We start from the raw sequence: 19,242 nt of genomic DNA, 5'->3' as shown, positions 1-19,242 counted from the left end.
AATCCATGACAGCACGATTCGCCCGCAGGCAGTGCCCGGCTTAAAAGTCCACGTGTGTTCGCTGGTGGCCCCAGACTCGCCGGCGGGCAAGCCATGGATGCCGGTGTACATCCACTCCAAGCTGATGATCGTCAATGACGTGTTCACCACCCACGGCTCAGCCAACATCAACACCCGCAGCATGCAGGTGGACAGTGAACTGAACATTGCCCATGAGTGGGCGAGCGTGACGCAGGCGCTGCGGCGGCGGTTGTGGAATCTGCACACGGACAAGAGGGGAGCGCAGGATAATCCGGAGGTGGCGTTTGATGCATGGACGGGCATCATCAATGAAAACAAACGCCTCCAAAAAGATTGGGAGATTCCCGACGCCCCCCTTGTCGAGTTTTATTTCGACGAAGCGATTCTGAAGGACCTCGACTGATGCGCCTGGCTCTCTTGCTCATAATCCTGCAGCTAACCGCTTGCGGCACTGGCAACGCGTTCACTTTTCCGACAAAGGACACGCCCTTGAACCCCCTCACTGAAATCAAGGCCAAACTGGCCTTTACGTGCGCACACGAGCATATACCGGTGCCGTCCGCTGAAGCGGACGAACTGTTCCAGTACGCCCGCTGGTTGCAGAAAAACAACCTGCTCAAACAAAACAAAACCATTGATATCGAGATTGAGCGGCTGTACCGCATCGCGGCCGAAAATGGCCATTACAAGGCTAATATCAACCTGCAAAACGGGGCCATGCGTGGCTTCTTCAAACTCAGTGGCGCGGAGCACTTGCGCCTGAGCCGGCAACTGATTGATGCGAATGTGGCGACGGGTTACTACTTTATCGGCATCTTCCTGCAACAGGGCTCAGCCGGGCTGAAAAAGGATCCGCAAATGTCTCTGCGCTACTACCGCAAGGCGGCGGATCAGGGCAGTGCCCAAGCGCAGTACGAGGTGGGCGACAAGCTTGATCCAATTGACATCGCACCGGAAATTGCTATTCAGATGTATCGTTGTGCCGCTGAACAGGGCAATGGTAAAGCTGCTCTCGCGCTAGGAATCTTACTTAAGAGCAGGGGACGCTACCAAGAGGCACTTGAGGTCTTCCAGATGGGCGTTAAAGCAGGTGATGAAACCTCTGCCGGTTGGTTAAGAAGGGCCTTTCGCAATCCTCCGCCCTCCGATAGGTTGTACTACCTCGCCCAACAGGAAGATCTTGAACGCGCTGAGCGCTACAAAACCATCTGGCGTGTGCTGGCACGATACTCCTACGCCAATCCCACAGTTCCCGAGATCAACGAGATTCTGCCTTTGCCTCCAGCCAAGCTGCCGGCTTGGGACGGCAAGCTGCAATGGCTGGAAGCACGCCTGGCCAATGTGTCACCGAAAAAGCCCAGCGAAGCGCTGATTCAGCAATTGGCCAAGGCCAAGGTGCTTGAGCCAGCCACCGGCAAGCCCATGCCCGGCTCTCCCGCGTTTATCAAAGCCAGCTCCCCCGTGCCGAGGTGCTCCAGCGGTCAACCCTGCCCGCAAGCCGGCTACTGGAAGGCTGTGAGGGTGATCAGCAAGGTTTATGCAAAGCTGAGAGAAGGGGACATTCGGCGCTTCGAAGAGAACGAGATCATGCCCACCCTGACTGTTGCGAGCCGCGCGCCGCGCTTCTTGCTCCCCGACAGAATCACCGTCGGCGAGGAAAACATTGAATGGCATTTGTTGGGGTAAGGCATGGGCAATCATCTTCGTTGTGGCGACACAATCATGGGGGGCGCGCGCCTGACGCTCTTGGTCTCAAGCGTGCTGCTGGCTGCGTGCAATAACGCCAGCGTGTCTGCTTTGTCAGCCCGGCAAACACCCTTGAACCCCCTCACTGAAATCAAGGCCAAGCTGGCTTTTACATGCGCACACGAGCATATACCGGTGCCGTCCGCTGAAGCGGATGAACTGTTCCAGTACGCTCGCTGGTTGCAGAAAAACAACCAGCTTAAACAAAACCAAACCATTGATATCGAGATTGAGCGGCTGTACCGCATCGCGGCCGAAAATGGCCATTACAAGGCCAATATCAACCTGCAAAACGGTGCCATGGGTGGCTTCTTCACACTCAGTGGCGCGGAGCACTTGCGCCTGAGCCAGCAACTGATTGATGCGGATGTGGCGACGGGTTACTACTTTATCGGCATCTTCTTGCAACAGGGCTCAGCCGGGCTGAGAAAGGATCCGCAAATGTCTCTGCGCTACTACCGCAAGGCGGCGGATCAGGGCAGTGCTCAAGCGCAGTACGAGGTGGGCGATAAACTGGCACCGATTGACATCGCGCCGGACGTGGCCCGGCAGATGCACCGCTGTGCGGCCGAGCAGGGGCATGGCAAGGCAGCTCTTGCTTTGGGCATCAATCTTAAGAACAGGGGGGAGTACCAAAAGGCGGTCGCAGTCTTCCAGATGGGCGTTAAAGCGGGTGATGAAACTTCTGCGGGTTGGTTAGAAGAAGCCTTTCGCAATCCTCCTCCCTCCGATTGGTTGTACTACCTCGCCCAACAGGAAGACCTTGAGCGGGCCGACCGTTATGAAAAAATATGGAGTGTGCTTGCGGACTACTCCTACGCCAATCCCACAGTTCCCGAGATCAACGAAATCCTGCCTTTGCCTCCTGCCAAGCTGCCGGCTTGGGACGGCAAGCTGCAATGGCTGGAAGCACGCCTGGCTAATGTGCCGCCGAAAAAGCCCAGCGAAGCGCTGATTCAGCAATTGGCCAAGGCCAAGGTGCTTGAGCCTGCCACTGGCAAGCCCATGCCCGGTTCTCCCGCGTTTATCAAGGCCAGCTCCCCCGTGCCGAGGTGCTCCAGCGGTCAACCCTGCCCGCAAGCCGGCTATCACGATGGCAATGTGTGCAGCGCCTTTGCTCGCAGAACACAAGCAAGGTTTGCATGACTTGGATGCCTGCTTGGGGCATCCGCAATGCACGGCACCCTGGGTAGCGATCGCTGCAGCAGTGGAATCCATTCGCGCAAAAAACAGTCCGCACTTCATCTTCAGTGGAGATAGCGCTGCCGATTCGCGGCTGTGGTGCTCGGTCGTCATGCCCCCTCAGGCGCGTTGACCCTTTTTTGCAGCGCCCGTTGAGCATCGACTGCACGCTGTTGGCGCTCCATTGCAAGTGCCTGAAGGGGGGCTACCGAAGGCACTCCTTACTCAAAGGCCTCACCCCCTTTCGGTGGTGAGGCCTTTGAGTGTGGCAGGTTTAGATACTGCTGGTTTCGGACAGCGAACGGCCTTTGGTCTCAGGTGCCAAGGCATAGGAGACAATGAAGCCGACCGCTGTCATTCCGGCGATGATCAACATGGTGGGGCCGTCACCGAGGTGTTCCAGGGACAGTGGCAACAGGAAGGTACCCACCGCCGCGCCGATGCGGCTGACGGCTGTGATCACGCCCATTGCGGTGGCACGGATATCGGTGGGGAACAGTTCGTTGGGGTATGACCATTCGAGAATGTTCGGGCCACCGGATGCCACCGCATACAGGCAGAACCAGAAGATGATCAATGCCACCGGTGCTTGCGGGGCAATCCCCAGGGCCAGGAATGGCAGCACCATCAGAGCAAATGACCAAAGCAGTAAGGGGCGACGGCCGACGGTCTCTGACAGCCGCAGTGCAGGCAGGCAACCGAGTAAAAACAACAGGCTGATCAAACCATAGCCAATGTTGCTGAGGTTCCCTTCGTTGAGGCCGAAGGAACCCAGGATGACCGGGCCGAAGGTGTAGATCGCGAAGACGGGGGTCACGGCGCAGAGGTAGAAGACCCCGCAGAAAATGGTGCGCTTGAGGTATTCCCCCTTGAGCAGAGCACCATAGCCAATGTGAACGGGGCGTTGCGATTCCACTGCCCGAATGGACGATACATCGGCATCGGCACCAAACACTTTCTTGACCACCTCCCGGGCTTCCTCGATACGACCTTTGGCAATCAGCCAGCGGGGAGATTCAGGTGTCCCCAAGCGCATGAGCAGGATGATCACCCCCGGCACGCCGGAGCTGGCCAGCATCCAGCGCCAGGAGTCTTCGCCCAGGTATTCGACCATGGCAAAGCCCAGAAACGTCGCGACGGTGGCCCCGACAAACCAGGCGACGACCAGCGAGCCGAGCATGGCTGCCCGGCGTTTGGTTGGCAGCCATTCGGCAAGCAGTGAGGTCGCGATCGGGTAGTCTGCACCAATGGCAATACCGATCAAGAATCGCAGGAGGATGATTTGCCAGGCCGTCTCGACAAAGGCGCACAGTACCGAGCAGACGACCAGCGCGACGAGGTCGATGGTGTACATCAACTGTCGCCCGATAACATCGGTGACCCGGCCGAAAATCAACCCACCGAAGAAGATGCCGATCAAGGCCGCGGCACCGGCGAAACTCAGTTCAGTCGGGCTCAGCCCCAGCGCCGGCGTCATGCCAATCAGTGCCACGCCGATGATGCTCAACAACCAGCCATCGAGAAAAGGGCCCCCCGCCGACTGGAATACCAGCCGCCAGTGGAATGCGGTCATCGGGCTGTCATCAATAATCGAAGAGTTCTGTGATGACGTTGAATCGATGGGTGTGTCGGTATAGGTCGCACTGTTTGATTGCGGTGTCATATGCATCTCAAGCACCTTTTAATTGTAGTTTTATAGGGCATGACTGTCCGTACGGCAGACATGCCTTCTCTCGCAGGCAGGTACCAATCTCGGTCGAAATGTATTGCGGGTAATGGGATCTAATAACTAATGGCTGATAGGAAAGTGCTTAGCGGTGTTGGCGGATGATGTCGCGCCAGCAACTGTCTGCCTGGAAGCCCAGCAAGTCCCGTGCCCGATTGCCATCAAATATGGACGCATAGGGATTATCGATATAACGCTGCGGGTCGCGGACTTCCGGAAGTTCACCCAGCACCCGTTCCAGCCATTGCAGCGTGGGTTCATCGCGGCAACTGTCGTGCGCGGTGATGAACAGCGAAGCAAACCCGACATGCTTGGCCAGCAACGCCTCTTCGAATGCACGAGCACAATCTTGCGGGGTGATGTAGTAAAACAGCCAGCGCGAACGTGGGTCATTGGAACGGTCCAGGGTCGGCTGAATGTTTTCTGGCAACAACACCATCATGGGCCGCAAGCAAATCACTTCGATATTGCCCCGACGGACGAAGCTTTCGGCCATGTTTTCCATCAACTGCTTACTGACGCTGTAAGCCTGGGTCGGGTACAACGGATGTTGCTCATCAACGGGCAGGTACTGTGGAATAAACGCCGGATTCGCTTCCGACAACCCACAGGCAGACACGCTCGAACACAACACCACGCGACCGATGCCCAGTTCATGGGCAGCCTGCAGAACGTTCCAGGTCCCTTGCACGTTCACATGAATGTAGGTTTCATCCCGGGCTTGATGATCGAAATCAATCGCCGCAAGGTGCACCACTGCCTCAGCACCGACCAACGCCTTGCGCAAGGCATCAAGGTCGAGCACGTTGACTGTTTCAAAGGCGATAGCTTGAGGCGGGGCCTGCAAGTCGAGCACTTTAACTTCAAACTGCTGCATCAGTTGCTTGACCACATATTGCCCCAGCCGACCACTGCCTCCGGTGACTACAACTTTCTTTTTATGGCCTGACATTATCTCCCCCTCAGTGCTTGTTATTCGTTTAAATCGCCGCTGTTGCAGGTGAGGGCAAAGCCTATTGCAAGGCCCGATTGTGCGCGACGGATAAAAACTTCAGGGGGTGTGAAAATTTCTCAGCCGGTAGCCTGGACCTCGGCCAGTAACCAGTCGATGAATGTTTTGGCCTTGGGGTTGCTCAATACATCGGTTTTGTACAGCAAGTAATAGGAGTAGTGCGGCAATACGGTGGCGAAAGGAGCCACCAGCGTTTCTTCGTTCAGTTCGCGTTGCAGCAGTGACAGGCACGTCAGGCTGAAACCTTGGCCGTCGATGGTGGCATGCAGGCGCACGTTGGTGTCGTCAATGCTCATGCGTTTACGCGGTACCAGCGACGGTACGCCGGCTTGGGCCAACCACACATCCCAGTTCTGGGTGTTTTCCTCGTCAAGCAGGACCTGTTCGACGAGGTCGCAGGGGCGCATCGAGCCGCCGTAGCGCTGCAGCAGGCTGGGGTGGCAAACCGGTGTCATGTCACCATTTACCAGCAGGTGCGACTCCATCCCGGGGAAGTGCCCGTCCCCCCAGGCAATCACCAGGTCGATGCCTTCACCGGCCACGCTGGAGAGGTTGTGCTGCAATACCAACTCAATCTCCGGGTGGCGCTGCCAGAATTGCCCGATACGCGGCATCAGCCATTTCTGCGCAAAGTAGGGGCGCAAAGCAATGTTCAACGACCTGCCATTGCCCAGGTCGCGAACCCTCTGTGTGACCTCCAGCAACCTGCCAAACGAAGCCGTGCATTCGGGCAGTAAGTAGCAACCGGCGTCTGTCAGGAGCAAGCGGTTGTTTTCCCGGCGGAACAGGCGTACCCCCAAGTTATCTTCCAGCAGTTTGATCTGATGACTGATGGCCGAAGGCGTGACATTAAGTTCTGTCGAAGCTTGAGTGAAACTCAAATGCCGCGCGGCGGCTTCGAACGTACGCAAGGTATTAAGAGGGGGGAGTCGGTGGGTCATGCTCATGGGCTGCTTGCGTCCGGTCGATGAACATTTACAAGGCAAGTGCTCGCCTCTTTTTTCATCAAGCTATTGAACTTTTGCACCTCTGGCAACTGCTCAATCACAGGCGTCAAGGGCGCCAAGTTTTTCTCAACCGCCGATGAGTTCTTATCGTTTGAGCCCTTTGCAGTGCATTTCTAGTATGCGCTGACACCAAACAAAAGACCCGATAAGGGCCGTGATTGAAAAGGGGATAAAACATGTCTGTGGTTGAGAACGTCATCGCCATGCGTGACAAATCGAAATCGTCTGTTGCTGGAAACGTGTTGTCCGGGTTGTCCCAGGAAGCCTATACCAGCGAAGCTTTTTTTCAGGCTGAACAAGAGCGCGTGTTTGCCCGCAACTGGGTGTTCGCAGGGTTTGCCCATGAGTTTGTCGAGCCGGGGGCGTGTGCGCCGGTCGAGGTGGCAGGCAAGCCGTTGTTGATTGTCTCCAATGATGAGGGGCAGATCGGCGTGTTCCATAACGTGTGCCGCCATCGGGGCGTGAAGCTGGTCACCGACCGTTGCAACGTGCAGGGCTCTATCAGTTGCCCGTACCACGCGTGGTCCTATCGATTGAACGGCGAGCTGGAAGCTGCGCCTCATTTCGGTGGTTTTCGGGTTCAGGAAGTACCGGGCTTCTCCAGAAAGGACAACGGCTTGGTTGCGGTACGTCATGCGGTCTGGAATGACTGGATTTTCATCAACCTGTCCGGTGATGCCCCGGACTTCGCTGAATACAGTGCCACCTTCGCCGAGCGCATCAAGTTGCTCGATGTGGCTGCGCTCAAGCCCATCGGCAAAATCGATCTGGGTGAAGTCAAATGCAATTGGAAGTTCTTGATGGAGAACTTCATTGAGCCCTACCACGTGCCCATCGTTCACGATGAAACCGCGGCCGGGCAACCCTTGAAAGACCACTACACCATCAGTGACGGCCGTTGCCTGGGTTCTGCCATCGATCTTGAGGCGGAAAAAGCCACCACCGCCAAGTCCAGCAACCTGGACATGAGCGCGCGTTACCTCACGCTGTTCCCCAACTTTGTCCTGGGTATCTACCTGCCGGACCAGGCCGGTGTGCACCTCAATATTCCGATTTCGGCCGACCGCACGCGCCAGTTCCGGGTGCTCTACAGCGTGGGTGAGCAGCATTACACCGAGGCGGACAAAAAGAACCTGTGTGATCTCTGGTACGCCGTGCACAAAGAAGATCACGTGATTGCCGAATTGCTGCAAGAAGGCCGTCGTTCGCCTGTGATTGCCGATGGCGGGGTCATGTCGCCCCATTGGGAGGACAGCGCCCACCAATTCCAGAATCTGGTGCTGGATGCATTGAGGGACTGAACCATGCAAGCACGACTGATGCACACCATGTTGCGGGTGCTTGATTTGCCCCGCGCGCTGGCGTTCTACGTTGACCTCTTGGGTATGCGCGTGCTGCACAGCACCGACTACCCGGCCGGGCGCTTCAGCAACACCTTTATTGGCTATGACACCGAAGACCAGGGCGCGGTACTGGAGTTGACCCACAACTGGGATCGGCTGCAGCCCTACGTGCAAGGCGACGCGTGGGGGCACGTGGCGATCGGCGTGGACGATGTTCACTCATGTGTGCAAAGGCTGCGTGCCAAGGGCGTTGTGGTGGTGCGCGAGCCTGGGCCGATGGCGGGCGGGGCTCGGCTCATAGCCTTTGTTCTCGACCCGGATGGCTACCGCATCGAGTTATTGCAGTCGGCTTCGGGGAGGGTGGCATGAGCCCGTCAGCGCTGAGATGGACACGCGTGTGCGCTGTCGGCGAGTTGGCCGACCAGCAGGCGCGACGTGTACAGGTCGAAGATCAGGTCATCGCCCTCTTCAATGTTCAGGGGCAGTACTTCGCGCTGCGTGATCGCTGCCCTCATGGCAATGCCTCTTTATCCGAGGGCTGGATTGAGGACGGTGAAGTCGAGTGCCCGCTGCACCAGGCCCGTTTCGACATTGCGACAGGCCGGGTGATGTGTGCACCGGCGCGAGAAAACGTCTGCACCTATGCGGTCAAGGTCGAAGCGCAGGCGGTGTTGATTGGATTGGGGAGTAACACCCTGCAACTGGCTTGAGCGTATCAGGCCATCAAGGAACAGAATTATGTCAATTATTCAGCAAGGCCTGGTCAGTTGGTCAGGTGAGAACCCGGGGATCTACCTCAAACACCCGCAAAACCAGCAAGCGGGTTGGTGCGTGCTGGCTTTGTATTTCAAGGTTGTGGTTTCAGCCTATGGCCGAGGGCGGGGCATTCTGCTGCTAGGCGAGCCTGACAGTGCCCTCGGTTACCCGGCAGCACCGAACCTGTGTATTGCCGATAACTTGCCGCTGATGCGCTACCTGTTGGACGAGTACGTGCCTTCATTTGGTGCCTTCAAAAACGTGCCGTCCCTGGCCCATGTCACGCTGCTGCAAGCCAATCAGAATGGCGGCACTGACAGTGAGGTGGCAACGGCCTGGCGCGAAAGCATCGAGGCTCAGGGGGTGCGGCTGGAAATGCGTTGGCTGGATTTGCAGCCCCCCTTTGCTGCCGATGTCGGGCCGACATTCAGTGCCACCGGCAAGCATCGTATGTACAGCGTCTTCCAGGGTGCGCAAAGGGCGCAGGTGTTGCTCAATGACGAGGTGCTGCCCGGTGTGGTCATTGAGCGGGACTTTCTGGACGGCACACTCAATTCGGCGTTCCTGGCGTTTGGTGAGTCATGGGTCGAAGAAAGCCGGGGGCAACCATGAAGGGATTCAAACCCTTGAATCATGCGGATGCCGCCGCGCTGGCCGCCATGCTTGAAGTGCGGCCTCGCTGGGTGAAGGTCGCTCGGGCGTTCGAGGTCATCCCCTTTCCCGGCCGTGCGCTGTTACACGCCGGGCCGCCGGTGGCCTGCGCCAGTGAGCTGGCTGTTGCGGTTCGCCATTCGGCGCTGTTGGCCATCCTCTACGAGGGGTGGGCTGACACCCGTGAGAAGGCCGAAGCCTTGCTCGACGCCGGCACCCTTGGTTTGTACCCCGCCCAGGATTTCTGCGCCGCCATTCCGTTGGCGGATGTGCTTTCGCCCGGGATGGCCGTGATTGTCGTTGAAGATGCCCTTCAGCCATCGCGTCGCGCGTTCAGCACCCTTAACGGGGGTGACGGGCCGGTGGCGCGGGTGGGGGTGTTCGATGACGCCGTTCTGGAACGTTTGCAATGGGTCAATCGGGAACTGGCCTCGCACCTCAGCGAATGGATTGAACACCAACCGCTGGAACTCCTGCCTATCGCCGATCAGGCACTGGCGGCCGGGGATGATTGTCATGGCATGACACGCCACGCCTCGGCCCTGCTGGCCGCTAAGTGGTTGGGGCAGGGCAGCGCATTGCCGTTGCCCGAGCCGGTACGGTCATTCCTTGAGTCGTCGGCGGCGTTTTTCCTCAACCCGTGGATGGCCGCCGTCAAATGCATTCTGCAGGCGGCGCAAGGTTTCGAAGGCAGCGGTGTGGTCACGGCCATCGGCGGTAATGGTCGACAGTTCGGCATTCAAGTGGCGGCCTGGCCTGGGCGTTGGTTTACCGCCCCGGCGACGCCGCCATTGATTCCTGCGGCCAGTGAAGCGCTGTTCAAGCGTTCTCTGGGTGCCATTGGCGACAGTGCCATTGTCGATGCGTTCGGGTTGGGTGCCATGGCGGCCCGGTATTCGCCGGTCACCTCGCAACGCCTCGAGCAGGTGTGCCAGGAACATGGCCTGCAACCCCCTGAAAGCTTACTGACCCACGTGCACCCGGCATTCACTGAGTCGGCCCCGCTGCGCACCGGGCTGAGTGCGTTCGCGGTGTGTGAGCGTGGGCAATCGCCGGTGATCAGTTTGGGCGTGCTCGATCGCGAGGGGCTGCAAGGCCGGCTGGACGGGGGCTTTTATTTTTGCGCGCGCGTGCCTTTCGAAACCGCAGTGGCTCAGTTGGAGGCGCTTCATGAAACCGCATGAAATGGGGGTGGCCGAGGCCGCACAGGCGATTGCCAATCGGCAGATGAGTTCGCTGGAACTGGTCAGTGATTGCCTGGCGGCCATTGACCGCCTGGAGCCGAGCATTCAGGCCTGGGCATTTATTGACCCGGAATGGGCGCTGCAGCAAGCCCGGGAAATGGATCGAAAAACTGCGCAAGGTTTATTGCACGGGGTGCCCATCGGTTTGAAAGACATCATCGCCTGCGCCGATACACCGACCGCCTATGGGTCAGCCGTGTACGCCGGGCACAGGCCGCCCACGGATGCGGCTTGTGCCACGCTGCTCAAACGTGCCGGGGCCGTATTGATGGGGAAGACGGTTACCACCGAGTTCGCCTATTTCTCGCCCGGCAAGACGCGCAACCCGCACAACCTGGCGCATACGCCCGGTGGCTCATCCAGCGGTTCGGCGGCGGCGGTGGCCAGTTGTATGGTCCCGGCGGCGCTGGGGTCGCAAACGGCCGGGTCGCTGATTCGGCCAGCGTCCTACTGCGGCGTGGTCGGCTACAAACCCACGTACGGTGATTTCAACTTGACGGGGGTCAAGGGCCTGGCCCATTCACTGGACACTCTGGGGGTGCTGACGCGCAGCGTGCGCGATGCCGGGCGCATGCGCTCGGTGTTGCTGGGTGGGCGTGCCGGGGTGGCGGTCAACAACAACCCGCGTTGGGCACCTGCCATAGGTGTGTGCCGCACCGCCGATTGGCTGTCGGCGTCGCCACACACCCGTAATGGCATCGAAAACATCATGCTGCGGTTGGCCGAAAGCGGTGCCCGGGTGGGCGATGCGTGTTTGCCCGCGCGCTTTGACACGTTCGCAGAGGGGCAAAAACGGTTGATGGCTTATGAAGCGGCTCGCAGCCTGGCCAGCGAATACGACCATCACGCCCACCAGTTAAGCGACCCCCTCAAGCAATTGATCGAATTGGGCCTGGAGGTCGACATCGAGGAGTATGGCGAGCTGCGTGCCGCCGCCGAACAAGGGGCGCATGAAAGTGCTCATGTGTTCGAACCCTGGGATGTCTTGCTGGCCCCCAGCGCTGGCGACACGGCCCCGCTGGGGATTTCCTCCACGGGCGATCCCTTGTTCAGCCGGTTATGGATGTTCCTGGGGGTTCCGACCTTGTCTTTACCGGCGTTGACGGGGGCCAATGGCTTGCCCATCGGCATCCAGTTGATCGGCGCGCGTTTCGCCGATGATCGCTTGTTGCAGGCAGCCGCCTGGATCGAAAGCACATTGCAGGACAGCCCTGCCTTACTCGTGACTTGACTGAAGGTGTGAGCATGCATTCTGAATACGTGATTGTCGGTGCCGGCCAGGCGGGTCGCCGGGCCGCTGAAGCACTGCGTGAACTCGCGCCGCAGGCACGCATTTGCCTGATCGGTGACGAGCCACACCTGCCTTATGATCGCCCGGCCCTGTCCAAGGATGTGCTGAATGGCATCGAAGGGGAGCGCAACCTGTTTATCCAGGATGGCGCTTACTATGCCGGGCTGGGGATAGAGTTACGCCTGGGGGTGCGCGTCGTTGGCATTGACCGCCAGCAGCAATGCCTGTTGTTCGATAATGCCCCGCCCTTGGCTTATACCAAGCTGCTGCTGACCACCGGATCGCGTGCCCGGCACTACACCGGGCCGGGTGCCGACGCGGTGAAGATCCATTACTTGCGTTCGATTGAAGACGCCCGTTCGCTGCGCAATACCCTTCGCCCGGGTTGCCGCGTGGCGGTGCTGGGGGGCGGTTTTATAGGCCTTGAAGTGGCGGCTGCGGCGCGCGGCCTGGACTGCACCGTTGACGTCATTGAAGCCGCCAGCGGGCTTTTGAGGCGTTCGATGCCGGCTCAGGTCGGTGACTACATGGTTGCGTTGCACCGTCGCCAGGGCGTCACTGTTCACCTGGCGTGTCAGGTGCTGGGTATTGTCAAAGGGCCTGAAAACAGCATGACCCTGCGCACCAGCGCCGGGGACATCGAAGCCGACATCCTGGTGGCCGGCATCGGTGCACAGCCCAATGTCGAACTGGCGCAACAGGCAGGCTTGGCCGTTGAGAACGGAATACGGGTCGACTCGGGCTGCCGTACCTCTGACCCGCATATCTTTGCCGCTGGCGATGTGACCAACCACTTCAACCCCGTGCTGGGGCTCCCGTTGCGCGTTGAGTCCTGGCAGGTGGCTGAAAACCAGCCACTCATCGCCGCGACCAACATGCTGGGGGGCTCGGCCGAGTACGGCGAACAGCCTTGGTTATGGTCGGACCAGTACGCCTGTAACGTGCAGACACTGGGCCTGTTCCAGGGGGACGGGCCATTGCTGTGCAGGGGCGACCCGGGCACAGACGTGTTCAGTGTGTTACAGCTCGACGCCAAGGGCCGCCTGCAAGCGGCGGCGACGGTCAATAACAGCCGCGACATGGCGGTGTTCAAGCGCTTGGCGGCGCAGGGCAGGGGGCTGGACTGCACGCGCCTGGTCGATCCGGGCGTGGCACTGCGCGACCTGTTGTAAAGGCTGGACGTGGGCGGTGTGCGTCTGCCGCCCACGCCGCGCAAGGGCGGTTTACAGGCCGATCAAGTAGATGCACGCCGACAGTGTGATCAAAGACCCCAAGGTGGATATCAGGATGGTGCTGGAGACCAGCGAGCCGTCCCGTCGATAAAATTCGGCCAGCATAAAGGGGCCGGTGCCTGTCGGCAGTGCGCTGAGCAGCAATGCGGCCTGGGCCCACATGAGGGGCAGGCGAAAGACATAAAAGGCCAGCACCCAAGTGATCAGGGGGTGGGCAACCAGTTTGATGAGCGCCAGGCGCGTACCTCGCTCGCGCGTCTCTTTGTGCCGATGGGCCAGAAAAAGCCCCAGGGAAATCAGCGCGCAGGGGCCCGTTGCCGCCGACAACATATTGAGCAGTGTGTGCAATGAAGCCGGTAACGGCTGTGCTGTCGCGGCCCACAACGCGCCCAGAAACGGCGCGACCACAATCGGGTTTTTAATCAGCGCCAACGTGACTTTGGCAACGGCTTTTTTAAGGCTCTTTTCGTTTTGCAAGCCGATTTCAATGCAAATCACCGAGATCGAAAACAGCACGCACACCACCACCAAACAGGTGATCAGCGCGGGTTCCATACCAGCGTCGCCAAATACCAGCAGGCACAACGGAATACCCATATAGCCGGTGTTGGCGTAGGAGGCGCTTAATCCCTGGACGCTGGCGTCAACCAGGCTGCCTGTACGCCGTAGGCGCCAGAGCAACGTGATGACGAACAGGCCGACCGTTGACAGCCCGTAAGTGAGGATAAACCCCGGCTGCCAAATCTGTTCCCACACCACAGTGGCCATGGCCTCGAACAGTAACGCCGGCAGGCACAGCCAAACCACCATCCGGTTGATTTCCGACGCGGCGTTGGGGCCGAGCAGGCCCAGGCGTCTGCAGGCGAAGCCGGCAAGAATAAGGGCAAAAACAGGCAGAACAACATTCAGCACAGAGGCCATGGGCCGGGTAACTCGCAAGGTGAAAGGGTCGAATGGGGGGCGTTTGACAACGGCGTGACGTGCTCAGGCGCGGCCTGCCAGCAGCAGGCGCTCTCAGGCCGCAAAGGTTACGTCAGATCACGGGGTTTGTTGCCCTAAATACTCACCCAGTTGTGACGTCAGGAACTCTCGCGCTTTGCGGGTGTGGACATCAGAAAGCTCACCCGCCTTTTTTGCGTCGCCTTCGGCAATGGCCTTGGCAATGGCCTCATGCTCGTCCCAAATGGATTGACGCTCAGAGGCCGACGATTGCAACACGGTGCCCATCGCGCGACGCAGGTGCACCCAGTAAACCTGGGCGCTCTCGGCAATCAGGGGGTTGCCCGAGGCGGCGTAGATGGCGTGATGAAACGCGACGTCGGCATCCACCATGGCCTTGAGGTCTTTTCCCTTGGCCACGCGCCGGCCGTGTTCAAGAATGGCCGGGTCCATTTGATGGCGTTTTTCAGCGGCCATTTTGGCGGCCAGGTTATCCAGAGCCCCGCGAATCAGGTAGAGGTTGCTGATGGACTCAACCGTCAACGGTGTCACCAGCACCCCTTTGCCGGGCGCATCCTGAACCAGCCCATCCTTTTTCAGCAGGCGAATGGCCTGCAGCACCGGAGAACGCGACACGTTCATCTGTTCGGCGATCTCTTCCTGGGTGAAACGAACCCCCGGGGCCATGGTGCCGTCACTGATTGCGTCCAGGAGCGCCTTGTACACCTCGTCGACATAGTCCGGGCGGGTTTGAATTTTCTGCAACTTAGTCGTCATGGCGTTCAGTGGGGCCTTCGGTGGCTTGATTGCGAGGGTCATTGTCCACGTTCTCCAAAATGATTCCAACGGGGTGGCTTGACAATCATGGGCGTCAGTCCAAGAATGGCTTATCTGTATACAGAATACAGTAGGTGGAATGCAGAAGACAGAAGAGGATACCCAAGACACTCCCTTAACCCGCAGCACCGATGGCATCCAAGCGCTCAAATAATCCGTATACAGAATTCCGTAGCCTGAGTTCTGACGATAAAATAAAAATGGAGACAGGGTCATGACTGAGAAATTCGAACAGCACGAAGCCCAGCAATCGAGTGGTGCCAGCGCACCGATCGCCAAAAAACTCATCGCCTATGGGGGGTATCACACCAATAACGTACCGGGCCATGACCCGGAGTTGACGGAAACCGGGCCGGGCACGCCGATGGGCGAATACCTGCGCCGTTTCTGGCACCCGGTGTGTATGTCACTGGAACTCACGGATACCCCGCGCTTCTTGAAAATCATGGGTGAAGAATTGGTGGCCTTCCGGGACGGCAGTGGCCAGATCGGCGTGCTGCATGCGCATTGCTGTCACCGGGGCGCGTCCCTGGAATATGGGGCCATTCAGGAGCGGGGCATTAAGTGCTGTTACCACGGCATGGTGTTTGACGTAGACGGGGCCTGCTTGCACGTGCCCTTTCCAGCGGGCGAAGAGAAAGAGGCGGAAAAATACGCCTGCTCCATTCGCCAAGGGGCGTACAAAGCGTTCGAGCGTCATGGCTTGGTGTTCGCGTACATGGGCCCGCCAGACGAAGAGCCGCCATTTCCAGAATGGGAAGAAAACTTTACCGTTGCAGAGGGCGACGAGCTGGTGCCTTACAGCAACTTCCAGCACTGCAACTGGGTGCAGGTACAAGACAACGCGGCCGACAATTTCCACCCCACCGCCTTGCACTCTGCCAAAAACGTGGTGAACAAACAGTTCCAGGGCACGACCTTCGACGAGGTCGGCGCAGCGTCCATGGAAGTTGCCCCCGACATGCAATTTATCCCGGTTCATCAGGGCCGAAGCCTGGCCTGCGCGGGTGCCCGTCGCGTCAACGACGACAGAATGTTCCTGCGCATTCAGCACCAGGTACTGCCCAACCTCAGCTTGCACGCGTACACCTCCGAAGACGGCTCGGCGAAGAAGCTCTTCAGCCGTTTCCATATCGTGCGCTGGACGGTTCCGGTCGATGACGAGAACAGCAAAATGATGGGCTGGCGGGTCATGGGGCCGGGTATTGATACGCGCGGCATCGGTGACAAAAGCATGGTCGGCTACGAAACCATCGACTTTCTCGAAGGGCAGGTGGCAATGCGTCGGCCTGAGCGCTTCGGCAAATACACGCTCGATGAGTTGCCTCCCATTCCCAAGCACCACCGTGAACGCGAGATCTACAAAGACGCGCAATACGCGCCGGGCGATTACGAGGCGATTATCTCGCAACGGCCGATCGCGGTTCATAAGCTTGAAAACCCCACCAAGTTCGATGCGGGGGTCTATGCCTTCCGCAAAATGCTCCGGGACGCGGTTCGCGGCACCAACCCCGCAGCAGGTGCCCATGGCTTTGCACAATGGCTGCGCTCAATGAACGGTGCGCCCAATAGCTACTGCACCGGCAACGTGTTTGAAATGCCGATCGCAGACACGGTGGAGCAAGAGGTGGCCAACCGCCGTCGGCTGGCCAAAGAAACGGTGGCGATCCTCACCGAAGCGGATCAACTGAGAGGGCAGGCGCGCGCCGAGTTCGTCAAAGAACGCCTTGAGCAGCTTGAGCAAAGCTTCAAAAAATAACCCAAAGGCCCCCACAACGTCCGGGGTGGCCCTTGCCCCGGACGTTGTCAGCGCATTGCCGAGGTGAGGTATGAACGCAAGTGTAGACAGCACGGCTGCCACGCATCTGGAACTGGTGGTCAAGCAAATCAGGATGGAAGCGAACGGTGTCCATTCGTATGAACTCGTCGCGGCGGATGGCTCCAACCTGCCGCCTTTTACGGCTGGCGCGCACATTGATATTCAGGTGGGCGCTGGCGTGGTCCGCCAGTATTCGCTGTGTAATGCGCCCTCAGAACGCCATCGTTACCAGATTGCGGTGTTGAAGGATCTGAATGGTCGCGGCGGTTCGGCGGCCGTTCATGAGCAGATTAAAGTGGGCGACACCGTACGCGTGAGCGCACCCAGGAACACGTTTGAATTGCACCCGGGTGCCACAAAGGTCGTGCTGCTGGCCGGGGGCATCGGGGTGACGCCGATGAAATCGATGGCCCACCAGTTAGAGGCGCAAAACATCCCCTACGAGATGTACTACTGCGCCAAGGGGCCGGAGTACGCCGCCTTTAAAGACGAGCTGGAAGGGTTGGCGAAATCGGGTCGCATCAGCTTCCATTTCGATGGCGGGTCCGCGGCTAACAAACTCGATATTGCCGCGATCCTGAAGAGCCCCGAGCACGCGTGCGCGCTTTACTACTGCGGGCCTGGGGGGTTTATGCAGGCGTGTAAGGACGCGTCGGCACACTGGCCCGGCGGGTCGGTCCATTTCGAACACTTCAAGGCTCCTGCCCAACCGCGCACCGATGAATGCTCGCGGGTCGGCGGGTTTATTGCCGAGGTGGCCAGCACCGGAGAACGCTTGGAAGTGGCCCCCGACCAAAGCCTGGCAGAGGTGCTGAACCGCGCCGGGTATGCGGTGCAAACGTCCTGCCAATCCGGCTTGTGCGGCACGTGCAAGGTGCGCTACCTGGCCGGGACGGTCGACCATCAGGATTTCATTCTCGACGACAGCGAGCGCGCTGACTTTCTGACCTGCTGCGTGTCGCGGGCGGCCAGCGGGACGCTGGTGCTGGACCTTTAACAAACCCCTTGGGCACTACGAGCCAGCACAACAGGCGTTAAAAAGCCCTCTCTCGAGGGCTTTTTGTCTTACTTGTAGGTCAATAAATGTTTGGGGACCAGGAAGACCAGTAAACACCCGCCGACCAACACCGCAGAGAGCAATATGATCCCTGACGAGGTATTTTGGGTCGCAGCATTGATGGTGCCCATCGCGAAGGGGCTGATAAAGCCCGAAGCGCTGCCTATAGAGTTGGCCAGGGCGATGCCCGTTGCCGCGGCCGCCCCGGTCAGAATCGCCGGAGGCAAGGTCCAGAACTGCGAGATGGTGGTCATCACGCCCATCGTCGCCAGGCACAGCGCCGGCAGGCTGATCATCAGGGTTGACTGGAACGAGGCGCTGATCAGGAAACCGGTTGCCGCGAGCAGCCCGGGAATCGCCAGGTGCCAACGGCGTTCTTTAAAGCGGTCCGAGCTTCGGCCCACCAGAATCATCGTCACCACCGCGCAGGCATACGGAATGGCCGTCAGCAACCCCAGGTGCATGGAGTCTTGCACGCCGGACGCTTGAATCAGGGTGGGCAGCCAAAAGCTGACCCCGTACAAGCCCATCGTGAAGAACAGGTAGATCAAGCTCAGCAGCCAGATCTTGGGGTTAGAGAGCCCGTCCATCATGCGGTGCAGGTGCTTGCCGCTCGACTCTTTATCGATGTTGTGGCGCAGGATCTTCTTGTCTTCCTCACCGAGCCAATGAGCATCCTCGATCCGGTCAGTCAGGTAAAAGTAAGCGCAGATACCGATGATGATGGTGGGAAGCCCTTCGAGCACGAACAGCCATTGCCAGCCTGCCAGGTCCTGCACGCCACTGAGCGAATGCATGATCCACCCCGACAGCGGTGCGCCGATCACGCCTGACATGGGAATCGCGGCCATGAACAGCGCGGTGACCTTGGCCCCTCTGGAAGACGGGAACCACTGCGAAATGTAAAGCAGGATGGCCGGGAAGAAGCCGGCTTCCGCCACGCCCAGAAGAAAGCGCATGACGTAGAACTGCATCGGCGTGTTGACGAACATCATGGCGGCGGAAATCACCCCCCAGGTCACCATGATCCGGGCGATCCAGCGGCGAGCGCCAATTCTGTACATGATGATATTGCTCGGGATTTCAAAGGCAAAATAACCAATGAAAAACATACCGGCACCGAGCCCGTACACGGCATCGCTCCAGGCAAGGTCCTGGGCCATTTGCAGCTTGGCAAAACTTACGTTGATACGGTTGAGGTAAGAGCACACATAGCAGAGGAAGAGGAACGGAATAAGCCGCCATATCACCTTTTTATAGATGAGGTCTTCGGTACTGGTCAGTGTGGCGGCGAGTGGCTGGGCACGGTCGGCAAGGGTATTCATGAGGACGCCTCCAAGCATTGTTAAATTTATAAGGCTCGCGTCTTACCCCTTGCT

At 59.0% G+C, this 19,242-nt stretch carries 18 protein-coding genes; 12 read left to right on the top strand and 6 right to left on the bottom strand.

What is annotated here, in order from left to right; genetic code table 11:
* From Q1W15_RS13320 to Q1W15_RS13310, 3 genes are all read left to right on the top strand, one after another.
* The coding region (locus Q1W15_RS13320; RefSeq protein WP_367280637.1) for a phospholipase D-like domain-containing protein at positions 1 to 424 on the top strand (424 nt) is incomplete at its 5' end.
* Complete coding sequence (locus tag Q1W15_RS13315; RefSeq protein WP_300729185.1) at positions 424 to 1,707, top strand: DUF6396 domain-containing protein; 1,284 nt, start codon at positions 424 to 426, stop codon at positions 1,705 to 1,707. The genes Q1W15_RS13320 and Q1W15_RS13315, both read left to right, overlap by 1 nt.
* Positions 1,708 to 1,710: 3 nt before the next feature.
* Positions 1,711 to 2,913, top strand: a complete 1,203-nt coding sequence (locus Q1W15_RS13310; RefSeq protein ID WP_300729182.1) for a DUF6396 domain-containing protein — start codon at positions 1,711 to 1,713, stop codon at positions 2,911 to 2,913.
* Between the two features lie 310 nt (positions 2,914 to 3,223).
* Here the strand turns inward: Q1W15_RS13310 and Q1W15_RS13305 are convergent, their stop codons facing one another.
* The 3 genes from Q1W15_RS13305 to Q1W15_RS13295 form a co-directional block, all read right to left on the bottom strand.
* The gene (locus Q1W15_RS13305; RefSeq protein WP_300729179.1) at positions 3,224 to 4,612 is read right to left on the bottom strand and encodes an MFS transporter; all 1,389 of its coding nucleotides are present in this window, start codon (positions 4,610 to 4,612) and stop codon (positions 3,224 to 3,226) included.
* Positions 4,613 to 4,760: 148 nt separating this feature from the next.
* Positions 4,761 to 5,627: an NAD(P)-dependent oxidoreductase gene (locus Q1W15_RS13300; protein WP_300729177.1), complete on the bottom strand. Its 867-nt coding sequence runs from the start codon at positions 5,625 to 5,627 to the stop codon at positions 4,761 to 4,763.
* Between the two features lie 119 nt (positions 5,628 to 5,746).
* Positions 5,747 to 6,628: a LysR substrate-binding domain-containing protein gene (locus Q1W15_RS13295; RefSeq protein ID WP_300729174.1), complete on the bottom strand. Its 882-nt coding sequence runs from the start codon at positions 6,626 to 6,628 to the stop codon at positions 5,747 to 5,749.
* Between the two features lie 242 nt (positions 6,629 to 6,870).
* On the opposite strand from Q1W15_RS13295, the gene Q1W15_RS13290 reads away from it, so the two are divergent.
* Genes Q1W15_RS13290 through Q1W15_RS13260 form a run of 7 tightly spaced genes read left to right on the top strand, consistent with a single transcriptional unit; the run spans position 6,871 to position 13,151 of the window.
* Positions 6,871 to 7,995, top strand: a complete 1,125-nt coding sequence (locus tag Q1W15_RS13290) for an aromatic ring-hydroxylating dioxygenase subunit alpha (protein ID WP_300729171.1) — start codon at positions 6,871 to 6,873, stop codon at positions 7,993 to 7,995.
* Between the two features lie 3 nt (positions 7,996 to 7,998).
* A complete protein-coding gene (gene gloA / locus Q1W15_RS13285) occupies positions 7,999 to 8,406 on the top strand; it encodes a lactoylglutathione lyase (protein WP_300729168.1) in 408 nt (135 codons plus the stop codon).
* Positions 8,403 to 8,747, top strand: a complete 345-nt coding sequence (locus Q1W15_RS13280; RefSeq protein WP_300729166.1) for a bifunctional 3-phenylpropionate/cinnamic acid dioxygenase ferredoxin subunit — start codon at positions 8,403 to 8,405, stop codon at positions 8,745 to 8,747. The genes gloA and Q1W15_RS13280 overlap by 4 nt, the downstream gene beginning before the upstream one ends.
* Positions 8,748 to 8,775: 28 nt before the next feature.
* A complete protein-coding gene (locus Q1W15_RS13275) occupies positions 8,776 to 9,405 on the top strand; it encodes a hypothetical protein (RefSeq protein WP_300729163.1) in 630 nt (209 codons plus the stop codon).
* On the top strand, positions 9,402 to 10,628 hold the full coding sequence (locus Q1W15_RS13270) for a DUF1116 domain-containing protein (protein WP_300729160.1): 1,227 nt from the start codon (positions 9,402 to 9,404) through the stop codon (positions 10,626 to 10,628). The genes Q1W15_RS13275 and Q1W15_RS13270 overlap by 4 nt, the downstream gene beginning before the upstream one ends.
* Complete coding sequence (locus Q1W15_RS13265) at positions 10,615 to 11,919, top strand: amidase (protein WP_300729157.1); 1,305 nt, start codon at positions 10,615 to 10,617, stop codon at positions 11,917 to 11,919. Before Q1W15_RS13270 ends, Q1W15_RS13265 begins: the two co-directional genes overlap by 14 nt.
* Before the next feature lie 14 nt (positions 11,920 to 11,933).
* Positions 11,934 to 13,151 (top strand): FAD-dependent oxidoreductase, encoded by a 1,218-nt coding sequence (locus Q1W15_RS13260; protein WP_300729154.1) that lies wholly within the window; start codon positions 11,934 to 11,936, stop codon positions 13,149 to 13,151.
* A 51-nt stretch (positions 13,152 to 13,202) separates the two neighbouring features.
* On the opposite strand, the gene Q1W15_RS13255 is transcribed toward Q1W15_RS13260, so the two are convergent.
* A complete protein-coding gene (locus tag Q1W15_RS13255; RefSeq protein WP_300729151.1) occupies positions 13,203 to 14,132 on the bottom strand; it encodes an AEC family transporter in 930 nt (309 codons plus the stop codon).
* A 117-nt stretch (positions 14,133 to 14,249) separates the two neighbouring features.
* The gene (locus Q1W15_RS13250) at positions 14,250 to 14,969 is read right to left on the bottom strand and encodes a GntR family transcriptional regulator (RefSeq protein ID WP_300729148.1); all 720 of its coding nucleotides are present in this window, start codon (positions 14,967 to 14,969) and stop codon (positions 14,250 to 14,252) included.
* Between the two features lie 232 nt (positions 14,970 to 15,201).
* On the opposite strand from Q1W15_RS13250, the gene Q1W15_RS13245 reads away from it, so the two are divergent.
* Together Q1W15_RS13245 and Q1W15_RS13240 are read left to right on the top strand one after the other, a co-directional pair.
* A complete protein-coding gene (locus Q1W15_RS13245) occupies positions 15,202 to 16,746 on the top strand; it encodes a Rieske 2Fe-2S domain-containing protein (protein ID WP_300729145.1) in 1,545 nt (514 codons plus the stop codon).
* Positions 16,747 to 16,816: 70 nt separating this feature from the next.
* Positions 16,817 to 17,803: a PDR/VanB family oxidoreductase gene (locus tag Q1W15_RS13240; protein ID WP_300729142.1), complete on the top strand. Its 987-nt coding sequence runs from the start codon at positions 16,817 to 16,819 to the stop codon at positions 17,801 to 17,803.
* Positions 17,804 to 17,871: 68 nt separating this feature from the next.
* Here Q1W15_RS13240 and Q1W15_RS13235 read toward each other — a convergent pair whose 3' ends face one another.
* Positions 17,872 to 19,188: an MFS transporter gene (locus tag Q1W15_RS13235; RefSeq protein ID WP_300729139.1), complete on the bottom strand. Its 1,317-nt coding sequence runs from the start codon at positions 19,186 to 19,188 to the stop codon at positions 17,872 to 17,874.
* Positions 19,189 to 19,242: the final 54 nt, after the last annotated feature.

The organism is Pseudomonas sp. (assembly GCF_030150285.1).
Classification (GTDB): Bacteria; Pseudomonadota; Gammaproteobacteria; order Pseudomonadales; family Pseudomonadaceae; genus Aquipseudomonas.
Note: the sequence above shows the minus strand (reverse complement) of the source record. Positions and strands in the feature narration are given on the sequence as shown.